The organism is Micromonospora sp. HK10 (assembly GCF_000982955.1).
In the GTDB taxonomy this organism is placed as follows: domain Bacteria; phylum Actinomycetota; class Actinomycetes; order Mycobacteriales; family Micromonosporaceae; genus Micromonospora.
The window spans coordinates 20,548-37,224 of the sequence record NZ_KQ058845.1; the positions used below are offsets into that span (position 1 = coordinate 20,548).

Annotated in this window: 15 protein-coding genes; 5 read left to right on the forward strand and 10 right to left on the reverse strand. The window is 68.3% G+C overall.

Going from position 1 to position 16,677, the window contains the following annotated elements; translation table 11 throughout:
• Nucleotides 1-19: 19 nt before the first annotated feature.
• Nucleotides 20-544, forward strand: coding sequence for a hypothetical protein (locus LQ51_RS20180; RefSeq protein WP_046567995.1), 525 nt, complete (start codon nt 20-22; stop codon nt 542-544).
• Between the two features lie 285 nt (nt 545-829).
• Here the strand turns inward: LQ51_RS20180 and LQ51_RS32880 are convergent, their stop codons facing one another.
• Nucleotides 830-1,000 carry a hypothetical protein gene (locus LQ51_RS32880; protein ID WP_156313172.1) on the reverse strand — a complete coding sequence of 57 codons (171 nt, stop codon included), beginning with the start codon at nt 998-1,000 and terminating at the stop codon, nt 830-832.
• A 141-nt stretch (nt 1,001-1,141) separates the two neighbouring features.
• Between LQ51_RS32880 and LQ51_RS20185 the strand changes: the two genes are divergently transcribed.
• Nucleotides 1,142-4,642: a hypothetical protein gene (locus tag LQ51_RS20185; RefSeq protein WP_082159544.1), complete on the forward strand. Its 3,501-nt coding sequence runs from the start codon at nt 1,142-1,144 to the stop codon at nt 4,640-4,642.
• A 48-nt stretch (nt 4,643-4,690) separates the two neighbouring features.
• Here LQ51_RS20185 and LQ51_RS20190 read toward each other — a convergent pair whose 3' ends face one another.
• The gene (locus tag LQ51_RS20190) at nt 4,691-4,978 is read right to left on the reverse strand and encodes a hypothetical protein (protein ID WP_046567997.1); all 288 of its coding nucleotides are present in this window, start codon (nt 4,976-4,978) and stop codon (nt 4,691-4,693) included.
• Between the two features lie 157 nt (nt 4,979-5,135).
• Here LQ51_RS20190 and LQ51_RS20195 point away from each other — a divergent pair, with 157 nt between their 5' ends.
• Together LQ51_RS20195 and LQ51_RS20200 are read left to right on the forward strand one after the other, a co-directional pair.
• On the forward strand, nt 5,136-5,357 hold the full coding sequence (locus tag LQ51_RS20195; RefSeq protein ID WP_046567999.1) for a hypothetical protein: 222 nt from the start codon (nt 5,136-5,138) through the stop codon (nt 5,355-5,357).
• Between the two features lie 112 nt (nt 5,358-5,469).
• The gene (locus tag LQ51_RS20200; protein ID WP_197087846.1) at nt 5,470-5,970 is read left to right on the forward strand and encodes an SUKH-4 family immunity protein; all 501 of its coding nucleotides are present in this window, start codon (nt 5,470-5,472) and stop codon (nt 5,968-5,970) included.
• A 76-nt stretch (nt 5,971-6,046) separates the two neighbouring features.
• Here the strand turns inward: LQ51_RS20200 and LQ51_RS20205 are convergent, their stop codons facing one another.
• The 8 genes from LQ51_RS20205 to LQ51_RS20240 are packed head-to-tail and all read right to left on the reverse strand — an operon-like array spanning nt 6,047 to nt 14,480.
• On the reverse strand, nt 6,047-6,967 hold the full coding sequence (locus LQ51_RS20205) for a hypothetical protein (RefSeq protein ID WP_046568003.1): 921 nt from the start codon (nt 6,965-6,967) through the stop codon (nt 6,047-6,049).
• On the reverse strand, nt 6,960-7,850 hold the full coding sequence (locus tag LQ51_RS20210; protein WP_197087847.1) for an alpha/beta hydrolase family protein: 891 nt from the start codon (nt 7,848-7,850) through the stop codon (nt 6,960-6,962). Before LQ51_RS20210 ends, LQ51_RS20205 begins: the two co-directional genes overlap by 8 nt.
• A gap of 17 nt (nt 7,851-7,867) precedes the next feature.
• Nucleotides 7,868-10,156 (reverse strand): molybdopterin oxidoreductase family protein, encoded by a 2,289-nt coding sequence (locus LQ51_RS20215; protein ID WP_156313173.1) that lies wholly within the window; start codon nt 10,154-10,156, stop codon nt 7,868-7,870.
• A complete protein-coding gene (locus tag LQ51_RS20220; RefSeq protein ID WP_197087848.1) occupies nt 10,149-10,892 on the reverse strand; it encodes an SDR family NAD(P)-dependent oxidoreductase in 744 nt (247 codons plus the stop codon). The genes LQ51_RS20215 and LQ51_RS20220 overlap by 8 nt, the downstream gene beginning before the upstream one ends.
• On the reverse strand, nt 10,889-12,250 hold the full coding sequence (locus LQ51_RS20225; protein WP_046568010.1) for a B12-binding domain-containing radical SAM protein: 1,362 nt from the start codon (nt 12,248-12,250) through the stop codon (nt 10,889-10,891). The genes LQ51_RS20220 and LQ51_RS20225 overlap by 4 nt, the downstream gene beginning before the upstream one ends.
• Complete coding sequence (locus tag LQ51_RS20230) at nt 12,192-12,506, reverse strand: acyl carrier protein (protein WP_046568012.1); 315 nt, start codon at nt 12,504-12,506, stop codon at nt 12,192-12,194. Before LQ51_RS20230 ends, LQ51_RS20225 begins: the two co-directional genes overlap by 59 nt.
• Nucleotides 12,499-12,846: a LysM peptidoglycan-binding domain-containing protein gene (locus tag LQ51_RS20235; RefSeq protein WP_156313174.1), complete on the reverse strand. Its 348-nt coding sequence runs from the start codon at nt 12,844-12,846 to the stop codon at nt 12,499-12,501. The genes LQ51_RS20230 and LQ51_RS20235 overlap by 8 nt, the downstream gene beginning before the upstream one ends.
• Nucleotides 12,843-14,480, reverse strand: a complete 1,638-nt coding sequence (locus LQ51_RS20240) for an AMP-binding protein (RefSeq protein WP_052744991.1) — start codon at nt 14,478-14,480, stop codon at nt 12,843-12,845. The genes LQ51_RS20235 and LQ51_RS20240 overlap by 4 nt, the downstream gene beginning before the upstream one ends.
• Nucleotides 14,481-14,949: 469 nt before the next feature.
• Here LQ51_RS20240 and leuA point away from each other — a divergent pair, with 469 nt between their 5' ends.
• Nucleotides 14,950-16,665, forward strand: coding sequence for a 2-isopropylmalate synthase (gene leuA / locus LQ51_RS20245; protein WP_046568015.1), 1,716 nt, complete (start codon nt 14,950-14,952; stop codon nt 16,663-16,665).
• Nucleotides 16,666-16,677 lie beyond the last annotated feature (12 nt).

Below are 16,677 nucleotides of genomic sequence, written 5' to 3' on the forward strand. Positions count from 1 at the left end.
GGCGACACACGCTGCCCCCATGAACCCCATCAGATGCCACGGACGCAAAAACCTGCTCCTGAAGCTCGTGCCGCTCGTCATCGCACCGCTTCTCGTCCCGGCCTGCGGCAAGGCCGTCGCGCCCGCGGTACACAAGGCCGCCCCCGTGGCCGAGCACGAGGCCGCCGCCGGGTCGTCCGCGCGGCGGATCGCCGACGAGACCGCCTCCCGAGCAGGCTGGACCCCCGACGGGCGACTGCTGACCAGCGACGGCGCCGAGGCGGCCACCCGCGCCGAGGTAACCGCCGAGCTGGACCGCATGCTCACCCCGTATCCCGCGGATGACCTCCGGGACATCGTCAGGGCCGCCTGCTGGGTCAGGGACGGCAGCGCGCTTCTGAACGCCGACAACCCGGACGAGCAAATGGTAGAGGCAGCCGGCCGCGCCGGCGTCCGCACCGCCCAGGTGTACGGCCTGTTGCGCGATCTGCACGACGCCGACTCCTCCGGCGAGATCACCCGAATCGCCGCCGCCGCGCTGCTCTGCGAGCTGGCCGGCGCCTGACCGCCAACCGTTCACCTCTCACAGAGAAAGGAGCCATCTATATGCCCGCTACCGAGCGGTCATCAACGGACGCGGTCTCGCTCGGCATCCAGACCGCCGGAGCGCTCGCCGGCCTGTGGTCTCCGCTCGGCAGGTGATTCGGGACGACGTGCCAATACCGACTGCACCCTATCGGCAATACGCTCCGGTGCCCGATAGCCAGCTCCGACCGCACTTCGTGTCGCAAATAGACGTACGAGCGTGGTGGTAGAGGCCCTTCTCGTGATCGGCCAAACATCGGACCCATCACATTTGGCGGTCTCCACCCAAGGTGTCTAATGAATCATTCGCGCGCCCCTGTTCCGCCAATGCACTCTGGTAGGTGGCCGCCCATAGCTCGGCGGGATTGGCGAGATATGCCAGTGGGACATCTGGCGTGGCCGCGAGGCGCTTGCCGGACTTCAGCGAGGCCGCCACCCACGAACCTAGCTCCGCCGTTCGCCGACGACTATGCCGCTGGCTTCCAACTGATACGCCAGCCGACAGGCGGTGCGTTGAGCGCCGTACGCCATGACAAGGTCAAGCCACCCTCGGTGGCCAGAATAAGAATGGTCAAAAATGGGAAACCAAACGATCAGCGTGAAATCGTCGCAGAGCGCTCTGAGCGCGGGTGAGGTGCTTCGGAGCCCGCCTTCGATCCTCGTCGGCGTTGACGAGCAGGAGCGGCAGGTTCTCGAAGAAATCGGCGTCAAGACAGTCTTCGACCTCGCCGTGTCCCCGGTGTTCGAGTCAGCCCGGCTCATCGCCGCCGCAGCAGCGGATCCGCTCAGTGTGCTCGCCCGGTTCGGGGGCGCACCGAGCGGCATCCTCAGCGACGCCGCCGGTGGCAAGGAGATCGACGAGCTCGCCAATGGCGGCTTGGGACTTCTCTCCGCCTTCTCGGCCGACGGTCAGGGGGCGAAAGCGCAGTCCGCGCTCGGCGTGGGCAGCATTCGAGACTTGGCCATATGGCCGCCCTACCTCGCGGCGCGATCGCTATTCGACGCGATCTTCAACCCGGAATCCGGGTTCGAACGGGAATCCGAATCGCCGCCTGATCTGCTGCCCCGCAACGGCGATTACCCAACCGAACGAGTTTACTACTCGACCCTGCTTATCGATCAGATCGAAGGCGAGCCGCAGAAGGACCTCCGCAAGTCCGGTGCCGTCGACCTCGGCGATGTCGACGACACGTATGGCTTCGACAAGCCCGCCGAGGGTGCGCTGCTCACCTACGCACAGTCCTGGTACGGGCAGGGCTTGGCACTCGGTCAACTACTGCATAGCCTCGCGCTCGCGCCTGGTGAGGCGACGCGCATCGCGATGGTGGACTGGTCGCGGCGTACCACCGGGCAACGGTCGGAATCGGGGAGCCAGTTCGAGAATCTGGAAAACACCACCACGCACACCCGTGCTCTCAGCGAAGTCGTCCAGTCCGTCGCATCTGAGGCACAGCAGGGTTTCAGTCGGTCCAACACATCCGCTCACTCGACCCAGCGCGGAACGGCAGGCGGCGGCCTGACGGACTGGCCCAGCGCTCTCGACCTGATCAACCCCTTCAGCAAGACGCCGGGCATCAAGCTCGAGTCGACGTCGACAGGCGAGGCTACCAACACCTCGACCGCGACAAGCTTCTCCACCTCCAGCGGTCGGCGCGAGGTGAACGCCTTTATGTCGCAGAACATCGCCGACGCGACTCATCAGGCTGCCCATTCGTCCCGCAGTCGCCGAGCAACCGTGGTGGAAGAGGTCGCCGAGTCGGAAGCGGCGAAAGCCACGACCCGGATCGTAGCCAACTACAACCACATGCACGCCCTCACCATTTCCTACTATGAAGTCGTGCAACTGTTCCGAGTCGAGGTGGCACTGCAGAAGGTCGAGAAGTGCCTTTTCATACCGATGAAGCTTCTCGACTTCCGATCCTCGGAGAAGCTCACTCCTCTGCAGAGAAGCACGCTGAGTCAGTGGGCGCTTGATCGGCACGCGGCGAGGGCGTTGGTCAGCGAGCAAGGGCTCGTCGCGGTGGACCTGAAGTCATCGCCGGGGGTCGTCGACCCCGCGCCCAACGGTGTCGGCAATATCATTCTGCCCAGCTCGGCGTCGATTTCGGACGTGCTCGGCAACGACGCAAAGATCGTCGCGAACCGTGGCGTGGTCCTGCCTTCCGGCGCGGCCGTTACGCGGATCGGCACCGTCGGTATCGCCGAGGGCGCCGAGGTGGTGATCACCCGCCGGGACGGATCGGTCAAAGGATATCCGATCAGCGCGAACGGCACCGCAGCCATCTCCCAGCCAATGGAGTGGCGAGACGTGGCGAGCATCGCCGTACGCGGCAAAGCCGATATTCCACCGCAGGCCGTTGTCTCGCTTGAGGTCGCCCCGGCCGCCGTCGCCGAGAAGTCAGACATCAAATCCGTCAACCTTTCCGTTGTTCTGGATCGGCAGAGCGCCGGGGGGCAGACCACGACGATTGCCACGGCCGCCGACAGCGGCGGCAGCGTAATGGAGGCAGCGCTCGCCGAACACCTTCGTCGCAACCGGCTCTATTACAACCAGGCCTTGTGGCGGTCCATGGATTCGGCAACCTTGGCGCTGCTGCTTTCTCCCTATACGTACAATGGCAAGCCGCTGCTGCAGATCATCGACCCAACGCCGGTGACAACTGTCGGAAATTATCTGGTTTTCCGGATGCCGGTCGACCCAGACGACAGCGGGCAGAGCAACGACCAGGCCCGGATCGCGTGGGCCACGTGGCTCCGCGCGCACGGGCTGATGGGCAGCAATGGCATCAACACCGGGGTCGTCCGGCAGGACCTAGTACCGCTGCCGAGCGGAGGGGTGTTCGCCGAAGCGGTGCTCGGCCGGTCGAACTCCGCCGAACACCTCGACATCACCCGTTTCTGGAACTGGCAAGATTCTCCAATCCCTCTGCAGCCCACCGAAATTCAGCCCGTGAACACCGACACGCGAAACCAGCAGACGGATCTGAAGCCGGGCCAGTTCGCGAGTCCGCTGGTCAACATTGTCACGCCCACTTCGCTGCCAGATCCCCAGGGGATGTCGGCGGTTCTCCAGGCCTTGACGGCCGCAAACATGTTCCGTGACATGAGCGGCCTGGCGGCCACCATTGGACTGGCCGGCCAGGGCCTGAAAGCCACCAGTGGGCAGGCCCAGCAGGCGGCCGCACAGGCCGGCCAGAACATGAGGACGGCGGCGGACTTCATCGCCGCCATTGGCGCGATCGCCGCCTCCGCCATTACCGGAAAGCCGACAAACGCCCCAGCACAATCGAACATCTCGAACAGCGGCGCAGCGATCAACCACGGCCGGAAGATGGACACCGAACGTGGTGGCCCAGCCGGTTCCTCGCCCGCACCCACGGGCGCTGGCGCCACCGGTAGCGGCGGCGGCTTGGGCGGTGGGACGGAAAGTGGGCAGACGACGGTCACGACTGGCGGGCAGACGACCGGCGCGACTGGCGGGCAGACCACCAGCACCGTGCCGGCGTCGTCCACCGCCGACTACGAGGATCAGAGCTACACCACAGCAGTGGGCAGTGGCGGCTCGAGCGGAATCGTCGGCTCATTGCTGCAACTACTTCTCGGTGCGACCCCGGCCGCTGCCGACGGGGGATCGACGCCAGCCCTGAGCCTTGGGGAGAGAGTGCCCAACGTAGGCGAGGCGTCGGTCGTAGGACCGATCGCGGGCAAGGTAGTCCGTGGCTCACCCGAGTTCAACGCTCTGGTCAAGAACGACAACCCAGACATCGTGTTCAAGGATGAGGAGAAGACGGACGCCGATCGCATGATGACCCCGCGGCTCCGCGACATGGTCAACGAGCTCGCGGCCCTGGTGGTCAAGGAGTGGCCCGGCAAGAAACTACGAGTGACGGAGGGCTGGGATGAGAACAACGAGCACACCGCCGAAAGCACCCACTACGAGGGCCGCGCGGTCGATATGACGGTGAGCGATCTCGACGCAGCCAAGCTGGGAAGACTCGCCCGGCTCGCCGTCGACGCGGGCTTCGACTGGGTGTTCTACGAGAACGCTCTGCATGTCCATGCGTCCGTAAAGAAGTAGGCGGATTGGCGGGCTGGGCAGCTTCACCTGGCGCCCAGCCCGCGACCGCTACTTCCGACCATCAGGGGCCGTCGCCTCGTTTTCGAGTCGGGCGAGCCGTTGGCTCGCCTCGCGCTGCAGCCGCCGCAGTTGGCCCGCGGTCGGCGACAGCTCGTAGCAGTGGCAGTGGTGGAGTGGCGGGGACAGCGCCGACCAGTCGAAGCTGCCGGAGTAGCCGCGGGCGCGGATCTCGGTGAACAGTGTGGTGGCGTTCGTGACGCCGTTGGTGAGGCGCTGGTGCAGGTAGTCGAGGTGCTCGTCGAGGATGCTCGGCCGACCGGCGCGGGGTTTGGCCAACAACTCGAGCGGTGGCGCGGGCGAATCGTCGGACGGGTGCCTCGGGCCAGGCCGAGTCGTCGGGTGATCTCCCGGATGCCGCCCCTCGGTGAGCAAGGCCTGGACCTGCTCGTAGCGGCGTCGGGTTCGGGGGACCAGCCGTCCCTGCTCCGCCCGGTTGGCGAGGGCACCGGCCGAGAGTTGGCGCAGTCACCAGGTCCTCGGGGTCACGGCCGGCCTCGGCTCGGTCGCACTGCTGGTCGGTCAGGTGGACGGCCGGCTGGCGGCGCTAGCGCTGGCCGTGACCGCGGCGGCGCTGTTGCTGGCCGCGCTCGCCGCGCTGGTCCCGGCGATCATGATCCGGCGGCTACCGGCCGCCGTGCGGCCCCGCGCCGGGTAACGCCTTCAACCAGTTACGAGACGTCCCTTAGGCTGTCGCGCGAGTTCGGCAACCTGGAACTGGAAGAAGCGCTCAGCTTCCTGTTCGGGCCGCGATGAAAGAGGCCGTCCCGATGACCGTCACACACGCGGATCTCTTGGCACTCTGGTCGGAGACGCACGTGCGGCTGCTGGACCGGGAGGCGGTCGACGGGCTCGGGCTGCCGGACGACGCGGTGCGGGTGCTCGTGGACGTCGGACTTCCGGTTCACGTGGGCCACTACGGCTTCGAGCCGGTGCCGCCCCGACTGTTCACCCCGGCTAGCGGGACAGGGACCTGGTGCCAGATCGGGCGGGACGAAGGAGGCGACTTCAGCCTGGACCTGGCCACGGAAGCGCTGTGGTCGTGCGTTGACACCCCCGAGTTGCCCACCCGGTTCGTCAACACCACGGTGAGTGCCTTTGTGGAGTTGCTGTGTTCGGCGGTGCGGGGCCGGCGGGACCACGCCGGCGACGTGTCCGCCAATTACGACGCGTTGCACACCGCGGTCAGCAAGGTCGACCCACGCGCCTTGGACGACGACGAGAACTACTGGTCGGTGATTCTGGAGCAGATGGAAATTGGCCTCTTCTGACTGACCAGCATCGGGCGGTGGACCCTGCGCCGTCATCGCACTTCGCGATGGAGCGATGGGAGGTCGGCCGAACCCGTCAGCTGTCGAGGCGTCCCTGCAGCCGGCCGTAGACGGCGGGCTGTGGGGCGACGCCGTCCTCGGATACCTGGTGGATGCCGACGATGGCCAGGGAGATCTGCTCGTCGGTCCAGAGTCGTCCGCGTACGACGTAGCGACTGCCTGCCTCGAACGGCTTCTTGAACAGGGCCGCCACCTTCTCGAAGGTGTGCCCGGCCACCGCCAAGCCGGCGTCGCCCACCAGGAGGGTGGCGTGGTCCTCCAGCAGGCGTAGCAGCTCGGCGGAGAACACATATTGGTTGGTGTCGGTGTGCTGGAGGCCGAACCAGCCCGCGGACTCGACGTTCGCGGGCGTGGCCTCGGTCAGGGCGCCGGGCACCGTGCTCAGCTCCTCGACCGTGGGGTGCGGCGGGTCGAGGGGATGTACCCGCAGGTGGGCGGTCTCCGGCAGTGGTTCCCGTACGAGACGGCGGGTGATCGGCCCGAACGGGCGGATCAGCGTGAGCACGAGCCGGCCGTGACCGCACGGTGACGGGGTTGGGTCGGCAATGTCGCGATAGCGCTTCGGATCACCGGTCCCGATCGGCGAGCGAAGGTCGTAGCGGCACTCGAAGCCGAGCCGGGCCGCCGGGTCGCCGAGGCCCGCGCCGGAGAGCTCGCTGTGCCGGATCGCCAAGTCGACGTCCATCGGCGCGCCGACCGCGAGTGGTCCGCCGGTGCGCTCGTGCTCCGCGTAGGTCAGCACCGAACCGTTGCCGGCGGCGCGCAGGGCGGTCACGTCCACGTTCGCGCCGAACTGGCCGTACAACAAGGGAAAGGTGAGCGCGGTCGCGGTGCGGGACTTCAGCCGGAAGCCGCGGTCGAGGTCGGCGATGGTGAGGCTCACCCGCTCGCTGTGGCGCAGCTCGTCGGTCTGCTCGGGGGCGCTGATCTCAGGCATTTTCCTCGCTCCGGACGGTCGGGATGGCGAATGCTCGGGTCAGGACGGCGTCGATTCGGTCGGTGTAGCCCTGCGGGTCGACCAGGTGGTTGGTGAGGTGCCGCCCGCGGCGGACCCGCCACACCTCGGTCTCCCCACCGCAGTTCTCCTCGAGGAAGCGGATGCTTTCCGCCACGTCGAAGAGGTTGTCCCGCTCGCCGACGATGTGCAGGACGACGGTGCCGGCCAGCTTGCTGACCGACCGGGTGGCGTGGTTGTAGAGCGGCGTCGCCCGCGTCCACAGTACGACGGCGCGCACGACGCACCAGTCGACGGCCGCCCGGACCCGCCGCCATCGTGCTCCCCGCCGTTCCCGGCGCAGCAGCGTGTCGAGCATGTCCTGCCAGCGCACCAGCGGCGTCGAGTCGAAGATCACCGCGGGGTAGTGGCGGGGGCCGTGTCCGGCGTGCGCGATCACCATGTTGCCGCCGAACGAGCAGCCGAGCAGGGCGATCCGCGTACGCAGGGAAGGAAGGTCAGCCAGCAGCCGGTCGACGGTGTGCTGTACCACCGCCTCCAGATCGTGGAGTGGATCCCAGAGGCTGCCCCACAGCCGCCGGGGCGGCGGCCCGCTCTTGCCGCAACCGCGGAAGTCGAACGCCACGACCAGGTAGCCCCGCCGGAAGAGCAGTTCGGCCTGACCGAGCACGCGAGACTTGTCGGTGCCGCGGGAATGGCAGAGGATCACCACCCCGCGTGGGCTTTCCGGCCGGAATGCCCAGCCGGCGATGCGGACGAGGTCCACCGTGACGATCTCGAACGGCGACGCCACCAGCCCGAAGTCGGCCGGCGAAAGGAAGTCGGGTCGCGGCTCGGGACGGGCGAAGCGGAGAAACTGCCGCACCGGGTACGCGAGCATCGTCAGGGCTGCCCTCCGCCTACGACCAGGTCCACCCGGGTGTCCTTGAGCAGCGGCTGCCAGGTGTGCGGGTCGATGTTGTCGGAGCTGGTCAGAAAGTTGGGATGGGTGTCCGCCTTGTCCGGGTGAAAGGTGAGGTAGAGGTGGCCGGCCGGCACGTCCGGGCTCACCTCGGCACGGCACTCGATCGCCCCGATCTCGTTGCGGAGGCCGACCCGCGCCCCGCTGGTCACGCCGAGCCGGGCGGCGTCGGCGTCGTTGACGTAGACGCTGTTCTCGTCGGGCCAGTCGTCGGCGCCGGTCGCGGTGGACGAGTTGAACATGGCCACGTTGTGGCGCTTGGCCTTGTCGCCCATCACGCCCCGCCCGGTGATCAGCACGAAGCCGCCGCGGTTGCGCTCCTGGAAGGGCAGCAGTCGCTCCGGCGGCGGGACGAAGAACGTGGCCGCGCGGCGTTCGGCGCGGCGCACGGCGGAGGACAGCGGCCCCTCCCCGGACGGCTGGTAACGCCGCTCGCCGGCCCACTGCACGCCCTCGCCGGCCCGGATCTGATCCAGGGTGATCGGGGCGCCGGTCCCGTCGACGAACTCGTTGTAGAACCCGCGGGAGGCCGCCTGTACCTCGTTCCAGACGTATTCGCTGAGCGGTTCACCGAAGTCGTCGGTGGGATAGCTGAACGCCTTGTCGAGTGCCGCCGGATCGATGTCGCGGTTGCCGTCCGCCACCAGATCGTCGACCTCGGCCACGGTCAGCCGCGCGTCACCGCCGGCGGAGGGCCGCGCGTCCTCCTCCAGCCGGGCGGCCACCCGGCGCGCCACCTCGCAGACGATCCGCACGTCGCTCCAGGCCTCGAACGCAGGCTCTTCGACCGGCTCCATGAACTGCAGGCGGCGTTCGCCGTTGAGGAAAATGCCGGCGGTCTCGTGCTTCGTGCGGCAGGGCAGCACGATGTCCGCGTACTCGAGAATCTCCGGGTTGTAATAGGAGTCGACGTAGACGATGCAGAGATCCATCATCTTCTCCCGCCACCGCCGCAGGTTGGGAAAGTTGCGGGCGGGGTTGGTGCCGAAGACGAAGAGCGTGCGCAGCCGGTCCGAGGTGGCGAAGGACGCCACCGGCAGCCCCGGCTCCGGGTTGATTCTCCAGGGCGGCAGCTCCCAGATGGCCGCCATCTCGGTTCGGTCGCGCTCCTCGGCGATCCGCATGCGGAAGGGCAGCAACCGCCCGGAATAGCCCAGGGCCAGCTCGGCGGAGGCGTTCGACTGCCCAGCCATGCGCACGTGGCCGCGGCCGGGCTCGCCGATGTGCCCGGTGAGCAGGTGCAGGTTGAGGATGGACGCTACGCCCGCGCTGCCCACGGTCTGATTGATGCCCACCGAACTGGTGGTCACCACGCGGTCACGGCGCCAAAGCTCGGCGGCACGCACGATGCGCTCGCGCATCTCGACCACCGGCATGCCGGTCGGCGTCAACCGCGGCACGGCCTCGTCCAGCCCGAACGGGCCGGTGCCGATGAACCTCAGGAACTCGTCCGCCAGGGCGGGGTCGGCATGGCGGGCGACGTACCCGCGATCCCATGCGCGGTGGTCCACCAGGTAACGCGCGATGACGCAGTTGAGCAGCACGTCGCCGCCGCTGCGTACCGGCAGGTGGATGTTCTCTGGATTGTCCCGTAGCAGCTGCTCGACGGTGTCGGTGCGGCGCGGGTCGACCACCACCTTGACGGCGGCGCGATTCTGGCGCACGTAACGCTGGAACACGGTCGGATGGTTGATCGCCGGGTTGTGGCCGTAGAAGAAGATCGCCTCGGCGTGCCGGTAGTCGTCGTAGCTGGAGAACGGGCCCTCGTTGCCGAAGACCAGCTCGTGACCGCCGGCGTTGTTCGCCAGACACTGCTCGGCGTTCGAGCAGATGTTGTTGGTACCCAGGTGGCCCTGGAAGAACTTCTTGGCCACCCACAGCGACTCGAGCGTCATCTGGCCGACGCCGTAGAACCCGAGCGAATCCCGTCCGAACTCCTGCCGGTCGGCCAGGATGGTGTCGGCGGCCATGTCGATGGCGTAATCCCAGGAGACCCTCTCCCAGCCGTACGGTGAACGCAGCATCGGACTGGTGAAGCGGGCCACCTCGCGAGGATCGGAGCCGAGGTGCTTCTGGAAGTAGTGCGCGCCTTTGACGCATACGCCCATCGAGCCGGTGCCGCGGACCTTGTCGTTCGGCGTGATCGTGACCTGATCGACCACCCCGCAGAACGTGCACAGCGTCTGGCGTGGGCTGTGCTGCTCAACCACGGTGCACCTCCACCAGGTCGCGGGCGAGCGCGGCGGCGCCGAGCGACAGGCCGCCGTCGACCACGAACTCCTGTCCGGTGATGTAGGCAGCACCCGGCGACACGAGGAACGCCGCCATGGCGGCGACGTCGCCGGGATCGGCGAGCCGGCCGAGCGGCACGTGCCGGGCCACGGTCTCCTTCCACCGCTCGTCTCGCGTGGCGGTCGGCCCCGAGTCGACGAAGCCCGGCAGGATGGTGTTGCAGGTGATGCCGTACGGCGCCAGCTCAGCGGCGACGCTGCGCCCGTAGGCGGAGAGCGCGGCCTTCGCGGCGGAGTAGCCCGACAGGCCGGGCATGCCCATGCGCGACACCGCCGAGCCGATCGTCACGATCGTGCCGCCGCCGGCCTTCATGAGCCGGAAGGCGGCAGCCCGGCACAGGTTGGCCACGCCACCGAGGTTGATCTCGACCGAGCGGCGCAGGGCGGCATCGTCGCTGCGCAGCACGGGGCCTTCGGTCACCTCGCCGAAGCAGGTGACCAGGGCGCGGAACGGCCCGGCCGTACGCCACACCGCGCCCACGAAGTCCCGGCACGATGCCGGGTCGAGCACGTCGACCTGAAAGGGCCGAGCCGGCAGGTCGTCGAGCGCCTCCTTGGTGCCATGCCAGCCGACCACCACCTCGTGGCCCTCGGCGGCCAGGGTTCGCACGACGGCCCGGCCGATCCCGCCCGGGCCGACGACGACCACCCTCATACCATGCTCCGGCCGGTCGTCGCGAGCGCCTGCTCCCGCTCGACCTTCTTGCGTACGAGGTTCTTGTAGATGCCCTTGAAATGCCGGGTCTTCTTGAGCGAGAATTCGCGGTTGTAGAAGTCGCGGTAGACGCTGAGCGTGCCGGTCTCCAGCTCGGCCGGAGTCATGTTCTTCGGCTCGTAGACGCAGTCGAAGACGGTGTAGTACGACCAGGGCTTCGAGAGATCGATTCGGTTTTCCCGCTCCATGTCGTCGCGCAGTGGCGTGCCGGGGAACGGCGTCACGCATGAGCATTGGATGCCGGCCAGATAGTTGTCCTTGACGAATTGAGACGTCGCCTCGAAGGAATCCTTGGTGTCGGTGTCCAGGCCCAGCGTGAACGCGCCGTAGACGCCGACGCCGTGATCCTGGATCGTCTTCGTCGCCTCGACGTACGTCTTCAGCGCGCGGTATTTCCAGTTACGTTCGTCGATGTTGTGCAGGCTGTCGGTGGAGACGCTCTCGAAGCCGATGAGCATCGTCATGCAGCCGCTCTCGTGCATCAGATCGAGAATGTCGGGGTCCTTGTAGAACGAGACGTCGGACTGGCCGCTCCACTTGATGCCCAGCGGGATGAGGCGCTTGAGAAGTTCCCGGGTGCGCTGCCGGTCCACGACGAAGTTGTCGTCGGAGAACAGGATGTACGGGCTGTCCCAGCGGTCCCGCACCATCTCGATCTCCCGGACCACCTGGTCGAGGTCCTTGTAGCCGAGCTTGTCGCGGTAGCGGATCGTGGCCGCACAGAACCGGCAGGTGTGCGGGCAGCCGCGCGACGTCTCGATCCAGATGCTCGGGTAGTAGCGCTGCTGCGCCAGCTCGTAGCGCGGCCGGGGTGCGCGGGTCAGGTCGGCGCGGGCCGTCTGCCGGTACATGGGCTGGAGCTCGCCCTCTTCGAAGTCGCGCAGGACCTGCGGCCACAGCGCCTCCGCCTCGCCCACGCAGACCGCGTCGACGTACCGGGCGACCTCCTGCGGGAGCAGGTTGGCGTGCAGGCCGCCGGCCACCACGGGCACGTCCCGGGCGCGGAACTCGGTGGCGATCGCGTACATCCGGTCGGCCTGCGCGGTCATCCCGGTGAGGGCGACCAGGTCCGCCTCCTCGTCGAAGTCGACCGGCTCGATGTTCTCGTCGACGTAGTGCACCTCCCACTCGGGCGGGGTGAGCGAGCCGACGATCATGAGGCCGGTGGCGAAGCCGGTCCAGGTGTAGTCGAAGAACTGGAACTCGCGGGACTCCCGCTTGAAACGCTGGTGCTCGGGGTTACGCCCGAAGAACGTCGCCTGCGGCGCGATCAGGAGCAGCTTGCGTCGTCGTGCCATCGTTGTCGCCCTTCTCGTCCTCGGCCAGTTGTTGTTCACAGGCGGTCACGAACTCGCCGACGGTGGCGATGCCGAACAGTGCTTCCTCGTCGATCTCGATGCCGAGCTCCAGCTCGGTGCGCGCCACCACCTCGAGCAGCACGATGGAGTCCACGTTGGCCAGGCCGGTCACCGGATTCTCCGGTTTGATGTCGGCCTCCGGGATCTTCGCGACCGTGGCGATGACTCGCCGTACCCGATGGAAGACGTCAGTCATGGTCCTTCTCCTCCTTGCGCGTCGTCAGCGGGAGCGGCACCGGCTGCGACGTACGCGTCGGCGGTCGCTGCGCCGCGGACGGACGCAGCTGGAACGACCGTCCGGCCGAGGCCCGGAAGCCGCCGACCCCACCCGGCAGCGGGAGGTAGTCGGGTTCCGGGATGTCCAACTCCATCCCGGGTCGCAGCCGGGCCGGATTGAAATCCGGTAGGTCCCGGTTGTGCGCCACCAGCTCCACGTAGCGCCGCGCGTCGCCGTACGCGACGAACGCGATCTCGGTGATGGTGTCGCCCTGCTGAACCACGTATGGCTGACCGATGACGGGACCCGGTCGGGTCATGAATCCCTCCCTGGTGGGGTGGCGGCGGGTGCCACGACGGCCAACCGGCCCTCGCGCAGCAGCTGGGCGGCGTGCCTCCGGCGGGCTTTGCCGGAGCTGGTACGGGGAAGCGCGCCGCGGCGGACCACGGTGACGTCGTCCACCGGGATGCGCAGGCCGCTGCGGACTGCCGTCGCGATCGCCTCGGTGAGGCCGGCGGCCGGCGGATAGCGCACCGCCTCGACGAGGACGTGGACGGCCTCCGTGTCGTCCCGGCTGGTGCCGAACGCGATCACCCCGCCCGGCCGCACGCCGTCCACCCGCTCGGCGAGCAGCTCGATGTCGTGTGGCTGATAGTTGCGGCCATTGATGATCACGACGTCCTTGATCCGTCCTGTCACGTAGAGCTCGCCCTCGTGCAGGAAGCCGGTGTCGCCGGTGTGCATCCAGCCGTCGTGCCAGGTTCGGGCGGTGGCCGCCCGGTCGCCGAAGTAGCCGTCGGCGAGGTAGGGACACCGGACGGCGATCTCGCCCTCGTGCCCGTCGGGCAGTCCGGCGCCGTTCTTTCCGACGATCCGCACCTGTACGCCGGGCAGCGGGGGGCCGGAGGAGACGAGCTCCATGGTCGATCCCTCGACCGCCCGGTGCTCGGTGGCGAACCGGTCGGCGTCCAGCCTGAGGGTGCGCATGCCCTCGCCCGGCCGGGTCGCGCACACGGCGAGGGTGCACTCGGCCAGGCCGTACGACGGCACCAGCTGGGCGGCGCGAAAGCCGGCCGGGGCGTACGCCTCGGCGAACGCGCGCAGCGTCTGGGCCCGAATCGGCTCGGCGCCGCAGCCCGCGATCCGCCAGGACGACAGGTCGAGGCCCTCCGGTGGCTCGGCCGCGGCCCGCCGGGCGAGCAGCCCGAACGCGAAGTTCGGCGCGAAGACGATGGTGCCGCGTACCCGGGAGATCAGCCGCAGGAAGCCGATCGGGTCACGGACGAAGCGCTGCGGCGTGACGTACCAGACCGGGGTCTGCGTCTGCACCGCGGCGAACACCTTACCGATCAGGCCCATGTCGTGGAAGAGCGGCAGCCAGCTCACGCCGCGGTCCACCGTGCCGTCGATGCCGAGACCGGCGGCCAGCGCCCGGCCGTGCCCGACGAGCGCCCGGTGGCTGACCACGACGCCCTTGGGCGCGCCGGTGCTCCCGCTGGTGAACTGGATCAACGCCGGGTCTGCCGGGTCCACCTCGCCGACCGCGCCGACCGGCGCAGCTGTCAGGCCGGCGAAGTCGATGACCGGACAGTCCACGTCGGACTCGCCGACCACCCGGCGCGCCGCGGCGCCGAGCAGCGCCAGCCGCGCGCCCGCGGCCCGGCATACGCGTCCCAGGCCGGTCCCGTAGGTCTCCTGCTGGGACAGCACGAACGGCGGCAGGTAGGGCACAGCCACGATGCCGGCCCTCAACAGAGCGAGAATGGCCGGCACGAATTCGGCCGGGTCGTCGAGCACCAGGATCACCCGGTCGCCGTGCCGCAGCCCGAGACCGGCGCAGCGAGCGGCCAGCTCGGCCGTGCGCGCGGCGAGTTGGGTGAACGGCACGTACTGTTCGCCGGTCGTGCCGACGAACGTGAGGCCACGGTCGTCCGCGTCCAGGCCCGCCAGCACCTCGGAAAATGTGCGCGCGCCCGTATAAGGGTGATGGACCACGATTCCCCCGTCTTGGATCGTGTTCCGTGGCCCGCCCGATGTATGGCCACGAATGTCAGGAACGAGCCCTGAACCCGATCGCCAACCTATCCACTGTCAACAATGCTGTCATCGGTGGTCTCACGATGTGGCTTTGTGATCATCATTCACCTATTTGGCGATGACCGATTCGCGCTGCGCCTCGCCGGAATGAGCTGCGCGTTTACCCGAAGGCGCCCCAATGCACCCGCCCGGGTAACCGGAATGTCTGTCCGGGACTTCCCGGATTGGGTACAGTCGGCGGGTCATGACATGGCGGTTTCTTCTCCTTGGGTGCCGCAGCGGAGCCTGATCACGGCTGACACTCCGCTGCGGGGTTCGGCCGCGTCGTGGCGCGGTGCGCGTCGGCCGGAAATCCGACTTCCGCACACCCACCTGGAGCTTCCTCATGAATCCGTTCACCACGCAGCAGCCCAGCGGCATGCCCACGCACCGCTACACGTCCTTCGCCGAGCAGTTCCCCTACTCGCTCCCGGACCGGCAGTGGCCCGCCAAGACCCTCACCAAGGCGCCGCGCTGGTGCGCCGTGGACCTGCGCGACGGCAACCAGGCACTGGTCGACCCGATGTCGGTCGAGCGGAAGCGCCGCATGTTCAACCTGCTCGTGCAGATGGGCTTCAAGGAGATCGAGGTAGCCTTCCCGGCCGCCTCGCAGACCGACTTCGACTTCGTCCGTACGCTCATCGAGCAGGACCTGATTCCGGACGACGTGACCATCCAGGTCTGTGTGCAGTGCCGGGAGCACCTGATCGAGCGCACGTTCGAGTCGCTGCGCGGCGCCAAGCGCGCCATCGTGCACTTCTACAACTCGACCTCGGTACTGCAGCGGCGCGTCGTCTTCGGCCTGGACCGGGACGGCATCACCGACATCGCCACCAGCGCCGCCCGGATGTGCCAGAAGTACGCCGAGGCGATCACGCCGGACACCGAGATCTTCTACGAGTACTCCCCGGAGTCCTACACGGGCACCGAGCTGGACTACGCGCTGGAGATCTGTTCCGCGGTGATCGACGTGATCGACCCCACCCCGGCCCGCCCGCTCATCGTCAACCTGCCGGCCACCGTGGAGGCGGCCACCCCGAACGTGTACGCCGACACGATCGAATGGATGCTCGGCCGGCTGCCCCGCCGCGACTCCCTGGTGCTCAGCCTGCACCCGCACAACGACCGCGGCTGCGCCGTCGCCGCGGCCGAGCTCGGGCTGCTGGCCGGCGCTGACCGGATCGAAGGCTGCCTGTTCGGCAACGGCGAGCGCACCGGGAACGTGGACCTCGTCACCCTCGGGATGAACCTGTTCTCCCAAGGCGTCGACCCGATGATCGACTTCTCCGACATCGATGCGATCCGGCGCGCTGTGGAGTACTGCAACCAGCTTCCGGTGCACCCGCGCCACCCGTACGCGGGGGAGCTGGTCTACACCGCCTTCTCCGGCTCCCACCAGGACGCCATCAACAAGGGCTTCGACGCGCTGCGCGCCGACGCGGACGCAGCCGGGGTGCCGGTGGACGCCTTCACCTGGGCGGTGCCCTACCTGCCGATCGACCCCAAGGACGTGGGCCGCAGCTACGAGGCGGTCATCCGGGTCAACTCACAGTCCGGCAAGGGCGGCGTGGCCTATCTGATGAAGACCGAGCACCAGCTGGACCTGCCGCGCCCGCTGCAGATCGAGTTCTCCGGCGTGGTGCAGCAGCACACCGACGACGAGGGCGGCGAGGTCAGCCCCGCCGAGCTGTGGGATCTGTTCGCGCAGACCTACCTGGGCGCCGGTCGGGTCGCGCTGGGCGACTACCAGCTGGCGCCGGTCGAGGCTACGGCCGGCGAGCTGCAGCTGACCGCCGAGATCACGGTGGACGGCGTACCGGGCACGGTGACCGGCGTCGGGCACGGACCGATCGAGGCGTTCGTCAACGCGCTCACCGGCTCGGTACTGGAGGTCAGCGTCCTGGACTTCGCCGAGCACGCGATGGGCAGCGGCCAAACGGCCCGCGCGGCGGCGTACGTGCACTGCGCCGTCGGCGGCGGGCGCCGGTGGGGTGTCGGCATGGATTCCAACATCACGACCGCCTCGCTGAAGGCTGTGCTGAGCGCGGCCAACCGGGCGTGAAGGGCGGCCGGC